The sequence below is a fragment of the Falsiroseomonas sp. genome (assembly GCF_041690465.1).
Classification (GTDB): domain Bacteria; phylum Pseudomonadota; class Alphaproteobacteria; order Acetobacterales; family Acetobacteraceae; genus Falsiroseomonas.
The window spans coordinates 362,675-378,277 of record NZ_JAWLHG010000002.1 but is presented as its reverse complement, the minus strand read 5'-3'; the positions used below and the strand labels follow the sequence as shown (position 1 = coordinate 378,277).

The window sequence follows — 15,603 nt, the reverse complement described above, 5'->3', positions numbered from 1 at the left end:
CTGCCTGGGCTGGGGCGGGATGACGCGGTGGCTCGGGTTGTTGGCGGGGGCGCTGCCGCCGCGCCCCCGCCGGGGAGCTTGAAGCTCCCCGGACCCCCACGCTCGTTTATGCCCGGAAGGGAGGGGGGCACTTCGGCCCCCCTCCCTTCCGGGCATGAAAGGAATGCAGGTCCAGGAGCCTCAGGCTCCTGGCAGGGGGTGCAGGGGGACAGCGTCCCCCTGCAGGCAGCTCGCGCCAACCGCCGTCATCTCGCCCTCGCCTTGCCGCGGCTGGCCGTGGAGCGGCTGGGTGGGCGCGGGCCGGTGCTGGTCTGGCGTGGTGTCGGGTCGCGGCGGGAGGTGGTGGCCGTCGGCGGCGTCGCGGGCGTGCGGGTCGGCCAGGCCTTGTCGGATGCGCGGGCGGTGGCGCCGGAGGCCGCGGTGGTGGAGGCCGATCCGGCGGCGGATGCGGCGATGCTGGAGCGGCTGGCGCTCTGGGCGATGCGCTTCTCTCCGTTGGTGGCGGTGTCCGGTGGCGATGCGCTGGTGGTGGATGTGACGGGCGTGCCGCATCTCTTCGGCGGCGAGGATGCGCTGTTGCGGCGCACGGTGGAGGGCCTGGCGCGGCTGGGCGTGACGGCCTGCGGGGTGGTGGCGGGCGCGCCGGGCGCGGCGTTGGCGCTGGCGCGGGCGGGTGTCGCGGGCGTGGTGCCGGCGGGCGGCGAGGCGGCGGCGGTGGAAGGGCTGGGGCTGTCGGTCCTGCCGGTGGCGCCGGAGGTGGTGGCCGCGCTTTCCCGCATGGGCCTGCGGCGGGTGGGCGAGGTGCGGCGGCAGCCGCGCGGTCCCCTGGCGCGACGCTTCGGCGCGGCGCTGCTGCGTGCGCTGGACGAGGCAGCGGGCGAGGTGTCGGCGCCGATCTCGCCGATCCGCCCGCCGCCCGATCTCTGGGCGGCCCGCGAATTCCTGGACCCGCTGGTCACGCGGGAGGGCCTGGACCGCGCGGTCGAGGGGCTGCTGCGCGCGCTCTGCCGCAAGCTGGTGGAGGCGGGGCGCGGTGCGCGGCGGGTGGTGCTGCGCGCGCACCGGGTGGATGGCGCGGTGCAGGAGGTGGCGGTCGGCACCGGCCTGGCCTCGCGCGACCCGGCGCATCTCGGCCGGCTCTTCGCGGAGCGGCTGGAGAGGCTGGAACCCGGCTTCGGCTTCGAGCGGCTCATGCTCGGTGCCGAGGTGACGGAGGAGATGGCCGGCGCCCAAGGGGCGTATCTCGGCGGCGTCATGGGCGGCGTCCGGCAGACGGAGGAGCTGGCCCGGCTGTTCGACCGGCTCGGACAGCGCGTGCAGGTCTGGCGGCTCGCCCCGGCAGCGAGCCACTGGCCGGAGCGCGAGGCGGTGCGGGTCTCGGCGACGACGACGGTGGAGGTCCCGCCGGGCTGGCCGCGCGCGCCGCGTCCCCTGCGGCTGCTGCGGCGGCCGCTGGAGGTGGGTGCGATGGCCTTGCTGCCCGATGCGCCGCCTTCGCTGCTGCGGCTTGGGCCAAGGGGATATGAGACGGGCCATCGGGTGCGCGCCGCCGAGGGGCCGGAGCGGCTGGAAGCCGAATGGTGGCGCGACCGGCCGGACCGGCCCGGTCGCGACTATTACCGGGTGGAACTGGCCTCCGGCGCGCGGCTCTGGGTCTGCCGCTCCGGCTTCGGGGCGGCGGCGCGGTGGTATGTGCATGGGCGGCTGTGATGTCCGCCGGGCACGCTTTTGTGGAGTTGGGGGCCCTCTCGAACTTCACCTTCCTCGAAGGTGCCTCGCATCCGCGCGAGATCGTGGTGGCGGCGAAGGCGCTCGGCATGCCGGCGGTGGGCATCGCGGACCGCAATTCCGTCGCCGGCCTGGTGCGCGGGATGGTGGCGGCGAAGCAGGCCGGCATCCGATACGTGCCGGGCATCCGGCTGTGCCTGGACGACGGCGCGGAGTATCTCGCCTGGCCCACCGACCGCCCCGCCTGGTCGCGGCTGACCCGCATGCTCTCCGAAGCGCGCATGGCGGGCGAGAAGGGCGAGACGCGCCTCAGCCGCGATATGCTGATCGCGCAGGCCGAGGGCAGCGTGATGGCGTGCATCCCGCCCGCGCAGGTCACGCCGGATTTCGCGCGGCGGCTGCGCGCCGATGCGCTGGCGCTGAAGCACCGGCTCGCGATGCCGCTGTTCTGCGCCGTGGACCATCGCTGCCGCGGCGACGACCAGGCCAGGCTGGATGCGCTGGCCGCGATCGGCCTGCCGCTGATCGCCGCAGGCGGCACGCGCTACCACGTCGCGTCGCGCCGGCGCGTCGCCGATGTGCTGAGCGCGATCCGGCTTGGCTGCACGGTGGAGGAGCTCGGCTACCACGCCGAAGCGAATGCCGAGGCGCATCTGCTGCCGCCCGAGGAGGTCGCGCGCCGCCTGCCCCGCCATCCCGAGGCACTCCAGGCGACGCTGCGCGTGGTGAAGGCCTGCCGCTTCTCGCTGGAGGATCTCTCCTACGAATATCCCGACGAGATCCTCGATCCCGGCCGCACGCCGCAGCAGACGCTGGAAGCGCGCGTCGAAGCGGCCTGCGCGGAACGTTGGCCGGATGGCGTGGCCCCGAAGGTCGCGCGCCAGATCGCGCATGAGCTGCGCCTCATCGCGCAGATGGACTATGCCGCGTATTTCCTGACGGTGCATGAGATCGTGCGCTTCGCGCAGTCGCAGGGGATCCTCTGCCAGGGGCGCGGCTCGGCGGCGAATTCGGCGGTGTGCTACGTGCTCGGCATCACCGCCGTCGCACCCGACAAGCACGACCTGCTGTTCGAGCGATTCATCTCCGCCGCGCGCGACGAGCCGCCCGACATCGACGTGGATTTCGAGCACGAACGCCGCGAGGAGGTGATCCAGCACATCTATGCCCGCTACGGCCGCGACCGAGCCGCGATCACCGCGACGCTGATCCGCTTCCGCGAGCGCAGCGCGATCCGCGAGGTCGGCAAGGCGATGGGCCTGACGGAGGACGTCACCGCGCGCATCGCCAAATCCGTCTGGGGGGCGGGCGAGAAGTCGCTCGCCGAGATCGCCGCCGACAACGGCCTGCGCCCCGATGCCGATCCGCGCATCCGCTTTGCGATGGAGATCGCCGAGGAGATCCAGGATTTCCCGCGCCACCTCGCCACCCATGTCGGCGGCTTCGTCATCACGCGCGGCCCCCTGGTGGAGCACACGGTGGTGGTGAAGGCGGCGATGGAGGGCCGCACCACCATCGAATGGGACAAGGACGACATCGAGGCGCTGCGCATCATGAAGGTGGATGTGCTGGGGCTCGGCATGCTCACCTGCATCCGCCGCGGCTTCGACCTGATCGCCGGCGCCGGCGGCCCGCTTCTCGCGCTGCACACGGTGCCGCAGGACGACCGCGAGACCTACCGCATGTTGAGCCGCGCGGATTCGCTCGGCGTCTTCCAGGTGGAGAGCCGCGCGCAGATGAACATGCTGCCGCGGCTGCGGCCGCGCGAATTCTACGACCTGGTGATCCAGGTCGCGATCGTGCGGCCCGGCCCGATCCAGGGCGACATGGTGCATCCCTATCTGCGCCGCCGGAACGGCGAGGAGGAGGTGTCGTATCCCTCGGAGGAGCTGAAGGGCGTGCTGGGCAAGACGCTCGGCGTGCCGCTGTTCCAGGAGCAGGCGATGCAGATCGCCATCGTCGGCGCCGGCTTCTCGCCCGCCCGCGCGGACCAGCTGCGGCGCGCCATGGCGACCTTCCGCAATACCGGCGAGATCTGGAAGTTCCGCGAGGATTTCTGCGGCGGCATGGTGTCGCGCGGCTACAGCCAGGACTTCGCCGAGCGCTGCTTCCGCCAGATCGAGGGCTTCGGGACGTACGGCTTCCCCGAGAGCCACGCGGCGAGCTTCGCGGGCCTCGTCTATGTCTCGGCCTGGATCAAGCGCCACCACCCCGCCGCCTTCGCCGCCGCGCTGCTCAACAGCCAGCCGATGGGCTTCTACGCGCCGGCGCAGATCGTGCGCGATGCGAAGGAGCACGGCGTGGAGGTGCGGGCGGTGGATGCCGTGTGGTCGGACTGGGACTGCACGCTGGAGGTCGCGCCCTCCCCCGCGCTGCGCCTCGGCCTCCGCCTCATCGCCGGCCTGAAGCAGGAGGATGGCGAGGCGATCATGCGCGCCCGCGCCGAAGCCCCCTTCCGCGACATCCCCGACCTGGCCCGCCGCGCGCGGCTCGACCGCGGCGCGATGGATGCGCTGGCCCGCGCCGATGCGCTGCGCAGCCTCGCCCCCGGCCGCCGCCACGCGCTGTGGGAGGCCGCCGGCGTCGAGGCCCCGCTGCCGCTCTCCGAGGCGCAGGACAACGCGCAACCGCAACTGCCACCCGAAACCGCCGGCGAGGAAACCGTGCTGGACTACGCCGCCACCGGCCTCTCGCTGCGCCGCCATCCGCTCGCGCTGCTGCGGCCACGCCTGCGTGAGCTCGGCGGCGTGGATACGCGCGCGCTGGACGCGGCGCGGCAGGGGCGCTGGGTCAGGGTGCCTGGGCTCGTCCTGGTGCGGCAGCGGCCGGGCAGCGCCAAGGGCGTGGTGTTCTTCACCGTCGAGGACGAGTTCGGCACCGCCAACCTCGTCCTCTACCCCGACATCGTCACGCGCGACCGCGCCGCCGTGATCGGCGCCCGCCTAGTGCTGGCCGAGGGCCGCGTCGAGCGGATGGAAACCAGCGAGGTGCCGATCATCCACCTGGTCGTGCGAAGGCTGCACGACTGGTCGAAGCTGCTCGACGGCTTGCATGCGCTGGAGGATGCCAATTGGGACCGCGTGCTGGCCAATGCCGACGAGGTGCGCAGCCCCAACCTGCACGACCCGCGCGATCCGACCGTGCGTGCCGGCAAGAAGAGCGCCGCCGCGATGCCGCCTTCGCGCGACTTCCGATGAGAAGCTCAGCCCGACCGGCGCACCAGCACCTCCACCGATGTCAGTCGGCCGGCGAGATAGCTGCGCGCCGTATTGGCCTGCAGCTCCACCGACCGCTCCGCACCCATGAAGACATGCCAGCCGAGCGCCGGCAGGCCGTTGCGTTCCAGCCCTTCCAACAGCTTGCGCTGCGAGGCCAGCGCCGCCTCAGTGCGATCCTCGAACCGCAGAATCTCGAAGCCCGCCGCCAGCACGTCCTGCCTGGTCTCCTCCGGCGACGAGAGGAAGCTTGCAGCCGGCGTGCTGGCCCAGGGCAGCGGATAGAAGGGCGCGCCCTCCGGCCCCGCACCGAGGCAGGAGACGGCGAAAAGCCCGCCAGGCTTCAGCACGCGCAGCGCCTCGTGGAAGAAACGCGCCTTGTCGGCGATGTTCATCAGCACGTTCTGCGAATAGGCGCGGTCGAAGCTCGCCGCCGCGAAGGGCAGGTCGATCGCGCTGCCCTCAAGGATGCGCACGCGCGCGCCGAGGCCAGTCGCGGCATTCAGCGCCTCCGCGGCGCGGCAGAAGGCCGGCATTAGGTCGATACCCGTCACATGGCAGCCGAAGCGCGCGGCCATCCAGCGGGCCGGGCCGCCGATGCCAGAGCCGATGTCGAGGATGCGCTCACCCTCCTGCGGATCGAGCCGCGTGGCCATCTCCGTCGTCGCGGCCGGGCCGCGGCCATGGAAGTGGTCGAGCGGCGCGAGCGCCTCCGCCGTGACCGGGACATCGGCGCCCTGCGCGGCCCGCAGCGCCGCGAGGATACGGCCCGCGATATCCTCGCTGTCGTAGTGCGACGACAGGGGATCCTGCGACATCGTCCATGCCCTCCGAACGGACACATGTAGCCAGACTGGCCGAAGGACCAGCAAGGATCGAGAACCCGCGGAGCGCGCACGCCAGATTTGCGAATCATTCGCACTTGCAGTAATCTCCCGCTACGGCACAGGGAGACCCCTTTCATGGCGACACGCGGCCTGCCCGCCTGGCCCTATATCGGCGCCGATCCCGAGGATCTGCCCCAGGCCGAGCGCCTGCTGGTCGACGCCGCCCGTGCCTGGGCGGCCGCCTGCCGCCGGCGCGAGCCGACCGTGCCGGCGCTGCGCCGCCTGCTCTCCACCGAATCGGCCGAAACCGCCGCGCCGGCCCTGGACGCGATGCTGCGGGCCCTGGCCGAGGCGCATCCGCTCACCCTTGGCTGCCCGCTCTGCCCGCGCCTGGTCGGCGAGGAGCCGCCGATGCTGCTGATCGCCGCCCTGGCCCAGCGCGGGCCGCGGCGCGAGGCGCTGGCCTGCCTGCTGAACCGCATGCCCGGCACGCTCGGCTACACCGCCATGGCGTCGGCCATCCATCTCGGTTGCGCCTTCCGCCAGGCCGGCCTGCGCTTCGCCGATCCCTGGGACGCGGCGAAGACTGCATGACAGCCGGCGCCACGCCCGCCTATGCGGGCGCATGGACCGACGCATTTGGCTGCTGACCTGGGCGCAGTTCGCCTCCGCCACCGGCGCCTATGCCTTCACCGGCTTGCTGGCGCCGCTCGCCTCGGACCTCAGCGTCTCGCTGGCGACGGCAGGGCAGCTCACCGCGGCCTATGCGCTGACCTATGCGCTGGCGGGCGCGCCGGCCGCGGCGCTGACCGCACGCTGGGACCGGCGCGGCCTGCTGGTGCTCGGCCTCGGCCTGGTCGGCGTGCTGAACCTGGCGACGGCGCTGGCGCCGGACTTCGCCACCATGCTCGGGCTGCGCGTCGCGGCCGGGCTGGCGGTGACCATCGTGCTGCCCGGCGTCGCCGCCTCGATGATCGCGCCGCCGTCGCAGCGCGCGAAGGCGATGGCCACCGTGCTGGCCGGCCTCACCCTCGCCTTCTCCTTCGGCATCCCGCTCGGCACCGCGATCGGCGGCTGGTTCGGCTGGCGCGCCTGCTTCGTGTTCGGCGGCGCGATCTCGCTGCTCGCCGCCGTCGCGGTGCGTGTCGGCCTGCCGCCGCTGCCCTCCACCGACCGCGGCGGCGCGGGATCGGTGGGGCGGATCCTGCGGGCGGACATCCTGATGGTGCTGGCGACCAGCCTGCTGGCCTTCTCGGGCCTGTTCTGCGTCGCCGCCTATCTCGGCCCGATCGTGACCGCGACCACCGGCATCGAGGGCAGCGGGATCGGCGCGATCCAGATCTTCATCGGGCTGGGCAGCATCCTCGGCATCCTGGTCGGCGGCCGCGCGGCCTCGGGCGGGCCGGGGCTGGCGAGCGGGCTGATGCTGCTGCTGGCCGGGGCGCTCGGTGGCTATTCGCTGCTGCTCGCCTTCCCGCCGGCCGGCTGGCACGCGGTGCCGCTGGCGCTGGTCGTGTTCTCCGGCTCGACGGCGCTGTTCGCGCTGGCGCCGATCATGCAGATGCGGCTGGTGGACCTAGCGCCGCAGGATCGGGCCGTGGCGCTGGCCCTCAACGGCGCGGTGGCGCTCGGCGGCCAGGGCATCGGCGCGGCCTATGGCGGGGCGGTGATCGCCGCGGCGGGGCTGGCCTGGACCGGGGTGGCGGGCAGCGTGCTGGCGCTGGCCGGCGCCGCGCTCGCGGCGCGGGCGTTCAGCCGACGCTGAGCACTACCAGCGCCGGACCGGCCCGCAATCCAGGTGCACGAAGCCGTCGCGGCGATAGAGGCCGACGCCGCCAAGCTGCAGGTCCGCCGCCTGCCGCGCCACCTCCATCGTCACCCGCCCCGGCAGCCGGCAATCGGCGGCCATGCCCGACATGTGCAGCGACACCTCGGAGACGCGACGGCTGCGCCGCGCGTTGCGCTGGTTGGTCTCGGGCGTGCGGTAGCCGCTGATCACCTCGTAGGGCTCGTCGCTGCCCACCGTCTCGGCGACCGTCGCCATCACGTCGAACAGCCGCGGATCCATCGGCGTGAGCTCGGCCGCCGAGAGGTCGCGGAACACATGGTCGAGCTGGCGCAGCGCCTCCTTGTCGTACTGGCCGTCGCGCCAGTAGACGCCGGAGAAGCTGTCATTGGTGAAGTTGCGCCTGACCCGCAGCACGCGCTCGCTGCGCTGCGCCAGCGCCGGCGGCGCAGCAACAAGGGCGGCCGCGCCCACCGCCGCGGCGAGGAAGCCGCGCCTCGGCAGGACCTGCTCGGCGCCGCAGCACGGGCAGAGCGCGCCATGCCCAGGAGCCCCGGCCATCAGCGCAGCACCCCGGCATCGGCCATTCGCGCCGCCGGCGGCGTGTCCAGCGCGCGGACATAGGCGGCATCCAGCCGGTAGATGTCGGGGCGAACCCGCACGGTGCCGCCCGCCTCGACGGCGACCGTGGCGTAGCGCAGCAGCACCGGCACGGTCTGACGCAGCCCCACCGCGCCGGTCACCCGGCTGGCGATCGCGCGCTCCGCGCGCGGCACGTCCCAGCCCGGCGTGCCCTCCAGCAGCATTGCCATCAGTTCCATCGGCCGTTCCAGCCGAATGCAGCCGGAGGAGAAGGCGCGGTCGGGGCGGCGGAACAGATGGCGATCCGGCGTGTCGTGCATGAAGATCGCGTCGTTGTTGGGCATCACGAACTTGATGCGGCCGAGCGCATTGGCATCGCCGGAATCCTGGCGGACGAAGAAGGGGAAGCGCTGGCGGTTGACCTGGCTCCAATCCACCTCGCGCGGGTCCACCTCCACCCGCTCGCCGGCGACCACCTGGAACAGGCGGAAGCCGCGCTCCATCATCGCCTGCGGGTCACGGCGGAAGCGCGGCAGCAGATCCTCCCGCGCGTTGCGCTCGGGCACGCCCCAGGGCGGGTTGAACTGGATCGCCGTCATCCGCACGCGCAGCATCGGCGTCTGCCGGTCGCCGCGGCCGACCACCACTGCCATGCCGAGGATCTCGCGGCCCTCCTCCAGCACCGAGAGGCGGTAGGTCGGGATGTTGACCTCGATGCGACGCCCGCCGGGCTCGGGCGCGGCGGCGCGACGCATGTCGAGCGCGACGCGGAGCTGGTTCACGCGCTCCGTCGCCGGCCGGTTCAGCAGGCCGAGGGAGATGCGGCCGACGCGCCCATCCACCTCGATCCCGTTCGCCGCCTGCCAGCGGCGCACCGCACCCTCGAGCGCCGGGTCGTAGAGCGCGCCGGCATCGGGCGCCGCGGCCAGCGCCGCATCCTCGGCGGCCAGGCGGGCACGCAGCGCCGGCACCCGCGCTGGGTCGGTGCTGCCGGGCTCGATCGTCGCCTCCCCCGGGATGGTGGCCCAGCCGCGCCGCGCCAACTGCTTCGCCCGCGCCAGCTCGGCCTTCAGCACGGCGGCCTCCGGCGGCAGCAGGGACGCACGCTCGATCACCGCGGCGGGCTCGGCGGCGGTGGCGAGTTCGGCCTGCCAGCGCTCGATCCCGAGCGCGGCGGCGTCCCGCCGCAGGTCGGGCCGCCCCGGCAACTCCTGCACCCGGCCGGCGAGCAGATCGTGCAGCGCCAGCGCGGCGGAGCGGTGCAGCGCGACGCGGTAGGCTTCCGGCGCGGCGGCGGCCAGCGTCTGGTCGGGAATGGCGTAGTGCGCCGGGTCGAGCCCGTCCGCGTCCAGCCGGCGCAGCCGGTCGGCGAGGCGCGCCTCCGCATCCGGCGGGGCGCCGCCGGCGGCTGCGCGCGCATCGGGAATGAACCGCGCGGCGGCGAGGCCGAGGGCGGCGGCGAGCAGGGGTCGGCGGGCCGTGGGCATCCGCGCGAGATAGCCGGCGGCTGCCCCGCTTGCCAAGCTTTTAGCGCCCTCCGGAGACGTCGAGCACCGCTCCGGTGACGTAGGAGGCTGCGTCGGAGGCCAGCCAGAGCACCGCCTCCGCCACCTCCTCCGGCGTGCCGAGCCGCTTCATCGGCACTGTCGGCACGATGCGCTCCACCCGTTCCGGGACGCCGGCGGAGGCATGGATGGCGGTGTCGATCATGCCCGGCGCGACGGCGTTCACGCGGATGCCTTCGCCGGCGAGTTCCTTGGCCAGGCCGCGCACCATGGCATCCACCGCGCCCTTGCTGGCGGCGTAGTGGATGAACTCGAAGGGCGCACCGAAGGCCGGCGCGCGGGAGGAGATGCAGACGATGTTGCCGCCGCGCCCGCCGCGCGAGCCCGCCATCCGCCGCGCCGCTTCCCGGCAGGCGGTGGCCAGGCCGAGCGTGTTGATGGCGAAGACGCGCTGCCAGGTGGCGTCGGTGCTGTCGAGGAAGCTGGAGGCCGGGCCGGTGGTGCCGGCATTGCCGATGAAGGCGTCCAGCCGACCGAAGCGGGCATCGCAGGCGGCGAAGGCGAACGCGGTGGCCTCGGGGTCGGCGGCATCCGCCTGCACCAGCTCCACCGCGGCGCCGGCGGCCCGGCAGACGGCGGCGGTCGCCTCTGCGGCGGTGCGGTCGCTGCCCCAGGTGAGCAGCAGGTCATGGCCCCGCGCGGCGGCGAGCCGGGCCACCGCGGCGCCGATCCCCTTGCCTGCGCCGGTCACCAGCATCACGGATCGGCTCATCCTCATCCCCCTCCGCGCCCCCCGGCGCCATGTCGGAATTCTTTACAACGGCCAGCGGCGCCAGGGGGAGCTTTCCGGCAAAGCCTTGAAAAACAAGCTCCCGGTTTCGTGGCACCAAGTTTGCTTCGCTCTCAACCGACGATAGAATCGGCGTTGCGAGACGCCTCGAACGACAAAGGCAAAAAGGCATGCTCCGTTCGCTCATTATGGCCCTGCCACTGGCCCTCGGCCTCGCTGCCAATGCGTCCGCGGCGAATTTCAGCTTCAGCTACCAGACCAGCCAGGGCCTGATCGAGGTCGACCTCGTCGGGGACCTGCAGCCCGACAACAACACCTTCATCGTCAGCGGCCTGACCAGCGTGATGTTGGGGGGCAGCTTCGCCTTTCCGGCGACCTTCGTCGGTTCGAGCGACGTGGCGATCCTCGGCGAGCCACAGGGGCTGAGTGGAAGCATCGCCGCGCTCGTCACCCTCGACGGCAGCGCGATGGATATCTCGATCTGCGAGGATGCCAGCTGCTTCGACGGCTTCCAGATCTCGGCCGGCAACCTGGTCGAGGGCTTCTTCGGCTTCGGCTATCCTATCGTCTCCGCCTCGGGCAATGCCGGCGACGTCTTCGAGCCTTTCACCGTCGGTCGCAGCACCTTCACCGCCGAAACCGACGCGGTCGCCGTGCCGGCACCGGGCGGCGTGGCGCTGTTCGGTCTCGCCCTGGTCGGCTTCGGCCTGGCCACGCGCCGCCGGGCCTGAGCCGGCCCGACCCGCTGCGGGCCGCCCGGCCCGCATCCCGACATATCCGAAAGCCGGCGCGGCCCCCGCGCCGGCTTCTTGCATTCGGCGAAGGGCGCTAGGCTGGACGCACAAACTGCGCTTCCGGGAACCGTCCGATGCCTGACCCGAGCCTCCGCCGCGCCCTCGATGCCGGCGAGTTCATCCTCGCCCCCGGCGTGTTCGACATGATCTCGGCCAGGGTGGCCGATGGGATGGGCTTCAAGGCGCTCTACGCCACCGGCTTCGGCACCGTCGCGTCGCATCTGGGCGTCGCCGATGCGGGGATCGCCACCTACACGGACATGGTGGGGCGCATGGGCACCATCGCCCGCGGCTGTCGCACGCCGCTGATCGCCGATGCCGATACCGGCTACGGGGGTTTGCTGAACGTGCGACACACCGTCGCCGGCTATGAGGCCGCCGGCGTCACCGCGATCCAGCTCGAAGACCAGGAAATGCCGAAGAAATGCGGCCACACCCCCGGCCGCCGCGTCATCCCCGCCGAGGAGATGGCGCTGAAGATCCGCGTCGCGGTGGAGACCCGCAAGAGCCCGGACTTCCTGGTGATCGCGCGGACCGATGCGCGCACCTCGCTCGGACTGGAGGAGGCGATCCGCCGCGGCAAGATCTTCGCCGAGGCCGGCGCCGACGTGATCTTCATCGAAAGCCCGGAATCCGAGGCCGAGATGGCCGAGGTCGGGAAGCAGATCAGCAAGCCGCTGTTTGCCAACATGGTGGAGGGCGGCCGCACGCCGATCCTGCCGGCCGAGAAGCTGCACGCCATGGGCTACCGCATCGCGATCTACCCCGCGGTCGGCTTCCTCGCCGTCGCCGCGGCGCTGGAACGCGCCTACGGGCAGCTCAAGCAGGACGGACATTCCAACAACCTGCCGGCCGAGGCCTCCTACGGCTTCGGCCGCATGTGCGAGCTGATGGGCTTCCCCGAAGTCTGGGAATTCGACCGCAAATGGGCGGAGATCGCCGGCAACCTGCCGAAGGCGGCGGAGTGAGCGGCGTGCGGCAGGTCAAGGCACTGCTGTTCGACACCTTCGGCACGGTGGTGGACTGGCGCAGCGGCGTGGCGCGGGAATCGGCGCCGTTCCTGGCGAAGCATGGCGTCGCGATGGACCCGGTCGCCTTCGCGGTGGCCTGGCGCAAGCGCTACCAGCCCGCGATGGAAGCCGTCCGCACCGGCCAGCGCCCCTTCGAGCGGCTCGACGTGCTGCACCGGGAGAACCTGGAGGCGACGCTGCGCGACGCCGGCGCCGACCCCGCCGCCATCCCGGAGGCCGACCTCGCCGCATGGAACCGCGCCTGGCACCGGCTGGACCCCTGGCCGGACGGCATCGCCGGCCTCGCGCGGCTGAAGACGCGCTTCATCATCGCGCCGCTGTCCAACGGCAACATCGCGCTGCTGCTGAACATGGCCAAGCGCGCCGGCATCCCCTGGGACACGGTGCTGGGCTCGGAGGTCGCGCAGGCCTTCAAGCCGACGCCGCAGGCCTATCTGCGCACCGCAGAGGTGCTGGGGCTCGAGCCGGCCGAATGCATGATGGTCGCCGCCCACAACCGCGACCTCGCCGCCGCAAGGCGCTGCGGCCTGATGACCGGCTTCGTCGCGCGCCCGACCGAGCACGGGCCGGGACAGACCACCGACCTGGCCGCCGAACAGGATTGGGAGGTGGTGGCCACCGACTTCATGGACATGGCCGACAAGCTCGGCTGCCCGGCTTGATCCGGGGGCACGGCGGCGCGTAAGTGCCGCCATGTCCTTCCCGCACGACGACAAGGCCTGGGCCGACACCGCCGACTTCCTGCGGGCGCGGCTCGATGCCACCGACCGGATGGTGGCGCCCGACCCCTTCCGCTTCGCCTTTCCCCGCGCCATCCGCTTCTCCCAGACCCGCGGCGAGGCGCCGAAGGGCTTCGACTGGGTGGTGGTGCACAAGGGCGAGCTGGCGCGCATCCCGCGTCCCTTCCTGCTCGCCCTGGCCACCGCCACGGTGCCGGTCTTCGCCAACGAGGTCTTCGTCGTCTTCTCCGCCGCGCCGCCCGGCGACCTTATCGACCTGACCGAAAGCGACCACGTCCGCGCCTTCATGGCGGGCGTGGAGGCGCTGCCACCCGACCTCACCCCCGGCCCGGCGAGCTTCGCCGGCGGCGGCGCCGTCACCTCCGTGCGGGTGCCCTCGGGCGAGGCTGCGGCGCCGGTGGTGCGCGCCCCGCGCAGCCCGCGCCCGGCGCGCGAGCCGGGCGAGGCTCCGCCGCGCCCCTGGCTCGCCGCGGGTGGCGTTCCCGGCACGCTGCGCGAGCGCGCCTTCCAGGAGGAGCTGGACCGGCTGGTCGCCGACTACTTCGGCGATGGCGCCGGGCTTTCGGTGCTCGATATCGGCTGTGGCGGCGGACGCCTGGCGCCAGTGCTGACCGCGGCGACGCAGCTGGTCGGCGTGGACATCGCCGCCGCCCCGCTGGCCCGCGCGCGGGCGCGGCACGCGACGGTGCCCGGCTGCGCCTTTGCGCGGATGGACGCCGCCCGGCTCGGCTTCCCCGAGGCGAGCTTCGACGCCGCGCTGATGCTCGACATGCTGGATGCACTGCCCGACCCGGCGGCGGCCCTGGCCGAGGCGGCGCGGGTGCTGGCGCGCGGGGGGCGGCTGATGGTGACCGCCACCAACAAGGACAGCCTGCCGCTGCGCGCGCTGCGGCGCCTGGCACTGCCGGTGCCGACGAGCGGTGTCAGCGTGCAGGAACTGGCCGGGATGCTGCGCGCGGCGGGGCTGGCGCCCACGCGGATGGACGGCATATTCCTCTCGCTCGGCTGGGCGATGCCCGGCGCCGGCAGCGCGCTCGGCCCGCTGGAGGAGGATCCGGAATTCGTCGAGGCCGCGCGCGTGCTCGGCCGCCGCTGCGGGCCGGACCATGCGCTGGCCATCTGCATGATGGCGCGGAAGGGGTAGTGCATATTGCGAGCGAGAAAAGGTTTCCGCTATGCGCGGATGAGGCCCGCTATCGCGGAACGGCGCTCAGCGCCATCCACCTGCTCGGCGATTGAGGCGCCCCATGCTTGACGCGCTTCGGTATGGTCGAAGCCGGGTTCGTCGGGGTCCTTCCCCGCTTCGCGCGCCAGCAGTCTTACCCCTAGCATAATCGGAAGCGTCTGCAGCCGCCCCCGGTAAACGTAGTCAAGGGTGAGTCCTGGCAGTTGCTCGCACAACTCGACCATTGCTTCCTCGGCTGGAAAGTTCGGCTTCTTCGCAGACGAACCTTGTTCCCAGACGTAATAGGCGCCCCGACCAACGCTGAGCGCCTCCGCCATCTGTGGCTTCGTCAGCCCCAACTCAGCGCGCACCGCCCGCAATCGGCGGGCGATGTCGTCCACGGATAGCCTCGCCATCGGCCGGTTCCCGAACGCTCCCTACTCCGTGCGAATGCCGCCGGCGCGGATGATCGGCGCCCAGCGATCGAACTCGCTGCGGATATGCGCGGCGAATTGCTCGGGCGTGCCGCCGACCACCGTGCCGGCCTGGGTCTCGAAGATGCGCTGCTTCACCGCCTCCATCGCGGCGATCCGGCCGAACACCTCGTTGATCCGCCGCACCAGCGCCGGGTCCATGCCGGCCGGCGCCACGATGCCGTGCCAGACCGCCACCCGGAAGCCAGGCAGCACGGTCGAGATCGCGGGCGCATCGGGCAGCAGCGGCGTGCCTTCCGGATTGCCGATCCCGAGCGCCTTGGCATTGCCCTGCCGGATCTGCCCGATCCCGGAGGAGACGGTGGGGAAGCCGAACTGCGCATCGCCGCGGATCAGCGCCGTCACCATCTCAGCACCCGAACGGTAGGGCACATGCACCATCTGGATGCCGGCCTCCTTCAGGAACAGCGCCATGAAGAGGTGGCTGCCATTGCCGTTGCCGGCCGAGGAATAGGTGAAGCGGTCGGGCTGCGCCTTGGCCTGCGCAATCACCTCGCGCATGTCCTTCGCCGTCACCGAGGGATGCGCCATCAGCACCGCCGGCAGGTTCACCAGGTGGATGATCGGGGTGAAGGCGGTCATCGGATCATAGGCGAGGTTGGGATTCAGCTCCTTGCCGATCGTGTTGGCCCCCACATCGGCCATCATCAGCACCGACCCGTCCGGCCGCTCGCGCGAGGCGGCGAGGCCGGCGATGGTGCCGCCGGCGCCGGGGCGGTTCTCCACCACCAGCGTCTGGCCGCCGGTCACCTCCGGAAAGCGGGCCGCGACGGTGCGGGAGAGCGTGTCGATCGCGCCGCCGGCGCCGAAGGGCACGATCAGGCGGATCGGCCGGTCCGGCCAGCTGGCCTGGGCGCGGCTGCCGGCCGGCCAGAGCGCAGGCGCGGCCAGGCCGCCTGCCAGCGCGAGCAGATGGCGGCGGCGAAACGGATGAATCACGGAAATG

14 protein-coding genes are annotated in these 15,603 nt (G+C 72.6%); 8 read left to right on the top strand and 6 right to left on the bottom strand.

Annotation, left to right across the window (positions count from 1 at the left end):
* Window positions 1–198: 198 nt before the first annotated feature.
* Together ACESM1_RS03880 and ACESM1_RS03875 are read left to right on the top strand one after the other, a co-directional pair.
* On the top strand, window positions 199–1,710 hold the full coding sequence (locus ACESM1_RS03880) for a Y-family DNA polymerase (protein ID WP_372617896.1): 1,512 nt from the start codon (window positions 199–201) through the stop codon (window positions 1,708–1,710).
* Window positions 1,710–4,925, top strand: a complete 3,216-nt coding sequence (locus tag ACESM1_RS03875) for an error-prone DNA polymerase (RefSeq protein WP_372617895.1) — start codon at window positions 1,710–1,712, stop codon at window positions 4,923–4,925. Before ACESM1_RS03880 ends, ACESM1_RS03875 begins: the two co-directional genes overlap by 1 nt.
* A gap of 5 nt (window positions 4,926–4,930) precedes the next feature.
* Here the strand turns inward: ACESM1_RS03875 and ACESM1_RS03870 are convergent, their stop codons facing one another.
* Window positions 4,931–5,761 (bottom strand): class I SAM-dependent methyltransferase, encoded by an 831-nt coding sequence (locus tag ACESM1_RS03870; protein ID WP_372617893.1) that lies wholly within the window; start codon window positions 5,759–5,761, stop codon window positions 4,931–4,933.
* A gap of 144 nt (window positions 5,762–5,905) precedes the next feature.
* Here ACESM1_RS03870 and ACESM1_RS03865 point away from each other — a divergent pair, with 144 nt between their 5' ends.
* Window positions 5,906–6,364, top strand: coding sequence for a hypothetical protein (locus tag ACESM1_RS03865; protein ID WP_372617892.1), 459 nt, complete (start codon window positions 5,906–5,908; stop codon window positions 6,362–6,364).
* 31 nt (window positions 6,365–6,395) lie between these two features.
* Complete coding sequence (locus tag ACESM1_RS03860; RefSeq protein WP_372617890.1) at window positions 6,396–7,535, top strand: MFS transporter; 1,140 nt, start codon at window positions 6,396–6,398, stop codon at window positions 7,533–7,535.
* Between the two features lie 3 nt (window positions 7,536–7,538).
* Here ACESM1_RS03860 and ACESM1_RS03855 read toward each other — a convergent pair whose 3' ends face one another.
* From ACESM1_RS03855 to ACESM1_RS03845, 3 genes are read right to left on the bottom strand one after another with little or no spacing between them, the layout of a single operon-like run.
* Window positions 7,539–8,117, bottom strand: coding sequence for a DUF882 domain-containing protein (locus tag ACESM1_RS03855; protein ID WP_372617888.1), 579 nt, complete (start codon window positions 8,115–8,117; stop codon window positions 7,539–7,541).
* Window positions 8,117–9,661 (bottom strand): murein L,D-transpeptidase, encoded by a 1,545-nt coding sequence (locus ACESM1_RS03850; RefSeq protein WP_372617886.1) that lies wholly within the window; start codon window positions 9,659–9,661, stop codon window positions 8,117–8,119. Before ACESM1_RS03850 ends, ACESM1_RS03855 begins: the two co-directional genes overlap by 1 nt.
* A gap of 4 nt (window positions 9,662–9,665) precedes the next feature.
* Entirely contained in the window at window positions 9,666–10,415 is a 750-nt protein-coding gene (locus ACESM1_RS03845; protein ID WP_372617884.1) for an SDR family oxidoreductase, read from the bottom strand.
* A 188-nt stretch (window positions 10,416–10,603) separates the two neighbouring features.
* Between ACESM1_RS03845 and ACESM1_RS03840 the strand changes: the two genes are divergently transcribed.
* The 4 genes from ACESM1_RS03840 to ACESM1_RS03825 all read left to right on the top strand — a co-directional run bounded on the left by ACESM1_RS03840 (window position 10,604) and on the right by ACESM1_RS03825 (window position 14,142).
* Window positions 10,604–11,164 (top strand): hypothetical protein, encoded by a 561-nt coding sequence (locus ACESM1_RS03840; protein WP_372617882.1) that lies wholly within the window; start codon window positions 10,604–10,606, stop codon window positions 11,162–11,164.
* A gap of 137 nt (window positions 11,165–11,301) precedes the next feature.
* Window positions 11,302–12,195 carry an oxaloacetate decarboxylase gene (locus ACESM1_RS03835; RefSeq protein WP_372617880.1) on the top strand — a complete coding sequence of 298 codons (894 nt, stop codon included), beginning with the start codon at window positions 11,302–11,304 and terminating at the stop codon, window positions 12,193–12,195.
* Between the two features lie 5 nt (window positions 12,196–12,200).
* Window positions 12,201–12,920 carry a haloacid dehalogenase type II gene (locus tag ACESM1_RS03830; RefSeq protein WP_372617878.1) on the top strand — a complete coding sequence of 240 codons (720 nt, stop codon included), beginning with the start codon at window positions 12,201–12,203 and terminating at the stop codon, window positions 12,918–12,920.
* A gap of 31 nt (window positions 12,921–12,951) precedes the next feature.
* Complete coding sequence (locus ACESM1_RS03825; RefSeq protein ID WP_372617876.1) at window positions 12,952–14,142, top strand: class I SAM-dependent methyltransferase; 1,191 nt, start codon at window positions 12,952–12,954, stop codon at window positions 14,140–14,142.
* A gap of 29 nt (window positions 14,143–14,171) precedes the next feature.
* Here the strand turns inward: ACESM1_RS03825 and ACESM1_RS03820 are convergent, their stop codons facing one another.
* Together ACESM1_RS03820 and ACESM1_RS03815 are read right to left on the bottom strand one after the other, a co-directional pair.
* Complete coding sequence (locus ACESM1_RS03820) at window positions 14,172–14,564, bottom strand: helix-turn-helix domain-containing protein (protein ID WP_372617874.1); 393 nt, start codon at window positions 14,562–14,564, stop codon at window positions 14,172–14,174.
* A 36-nt stretch (window positions 14,565–14,600) separates the two neighbouring features.
* Window positions 14,601–15,596, bottom strand: coding sequence for a Bug family tripartite tricarboxylate transporter substrate binding protein (locus ACESM1_RS03815; RefSeq protein WP_372617872.1), 996 nt, complete (start codon window positions 15,594–15,596; stop codon window positions 14,601–14,603).
* Window positions 15,597–15,603 lie beyond the last annotated feature (7 nt).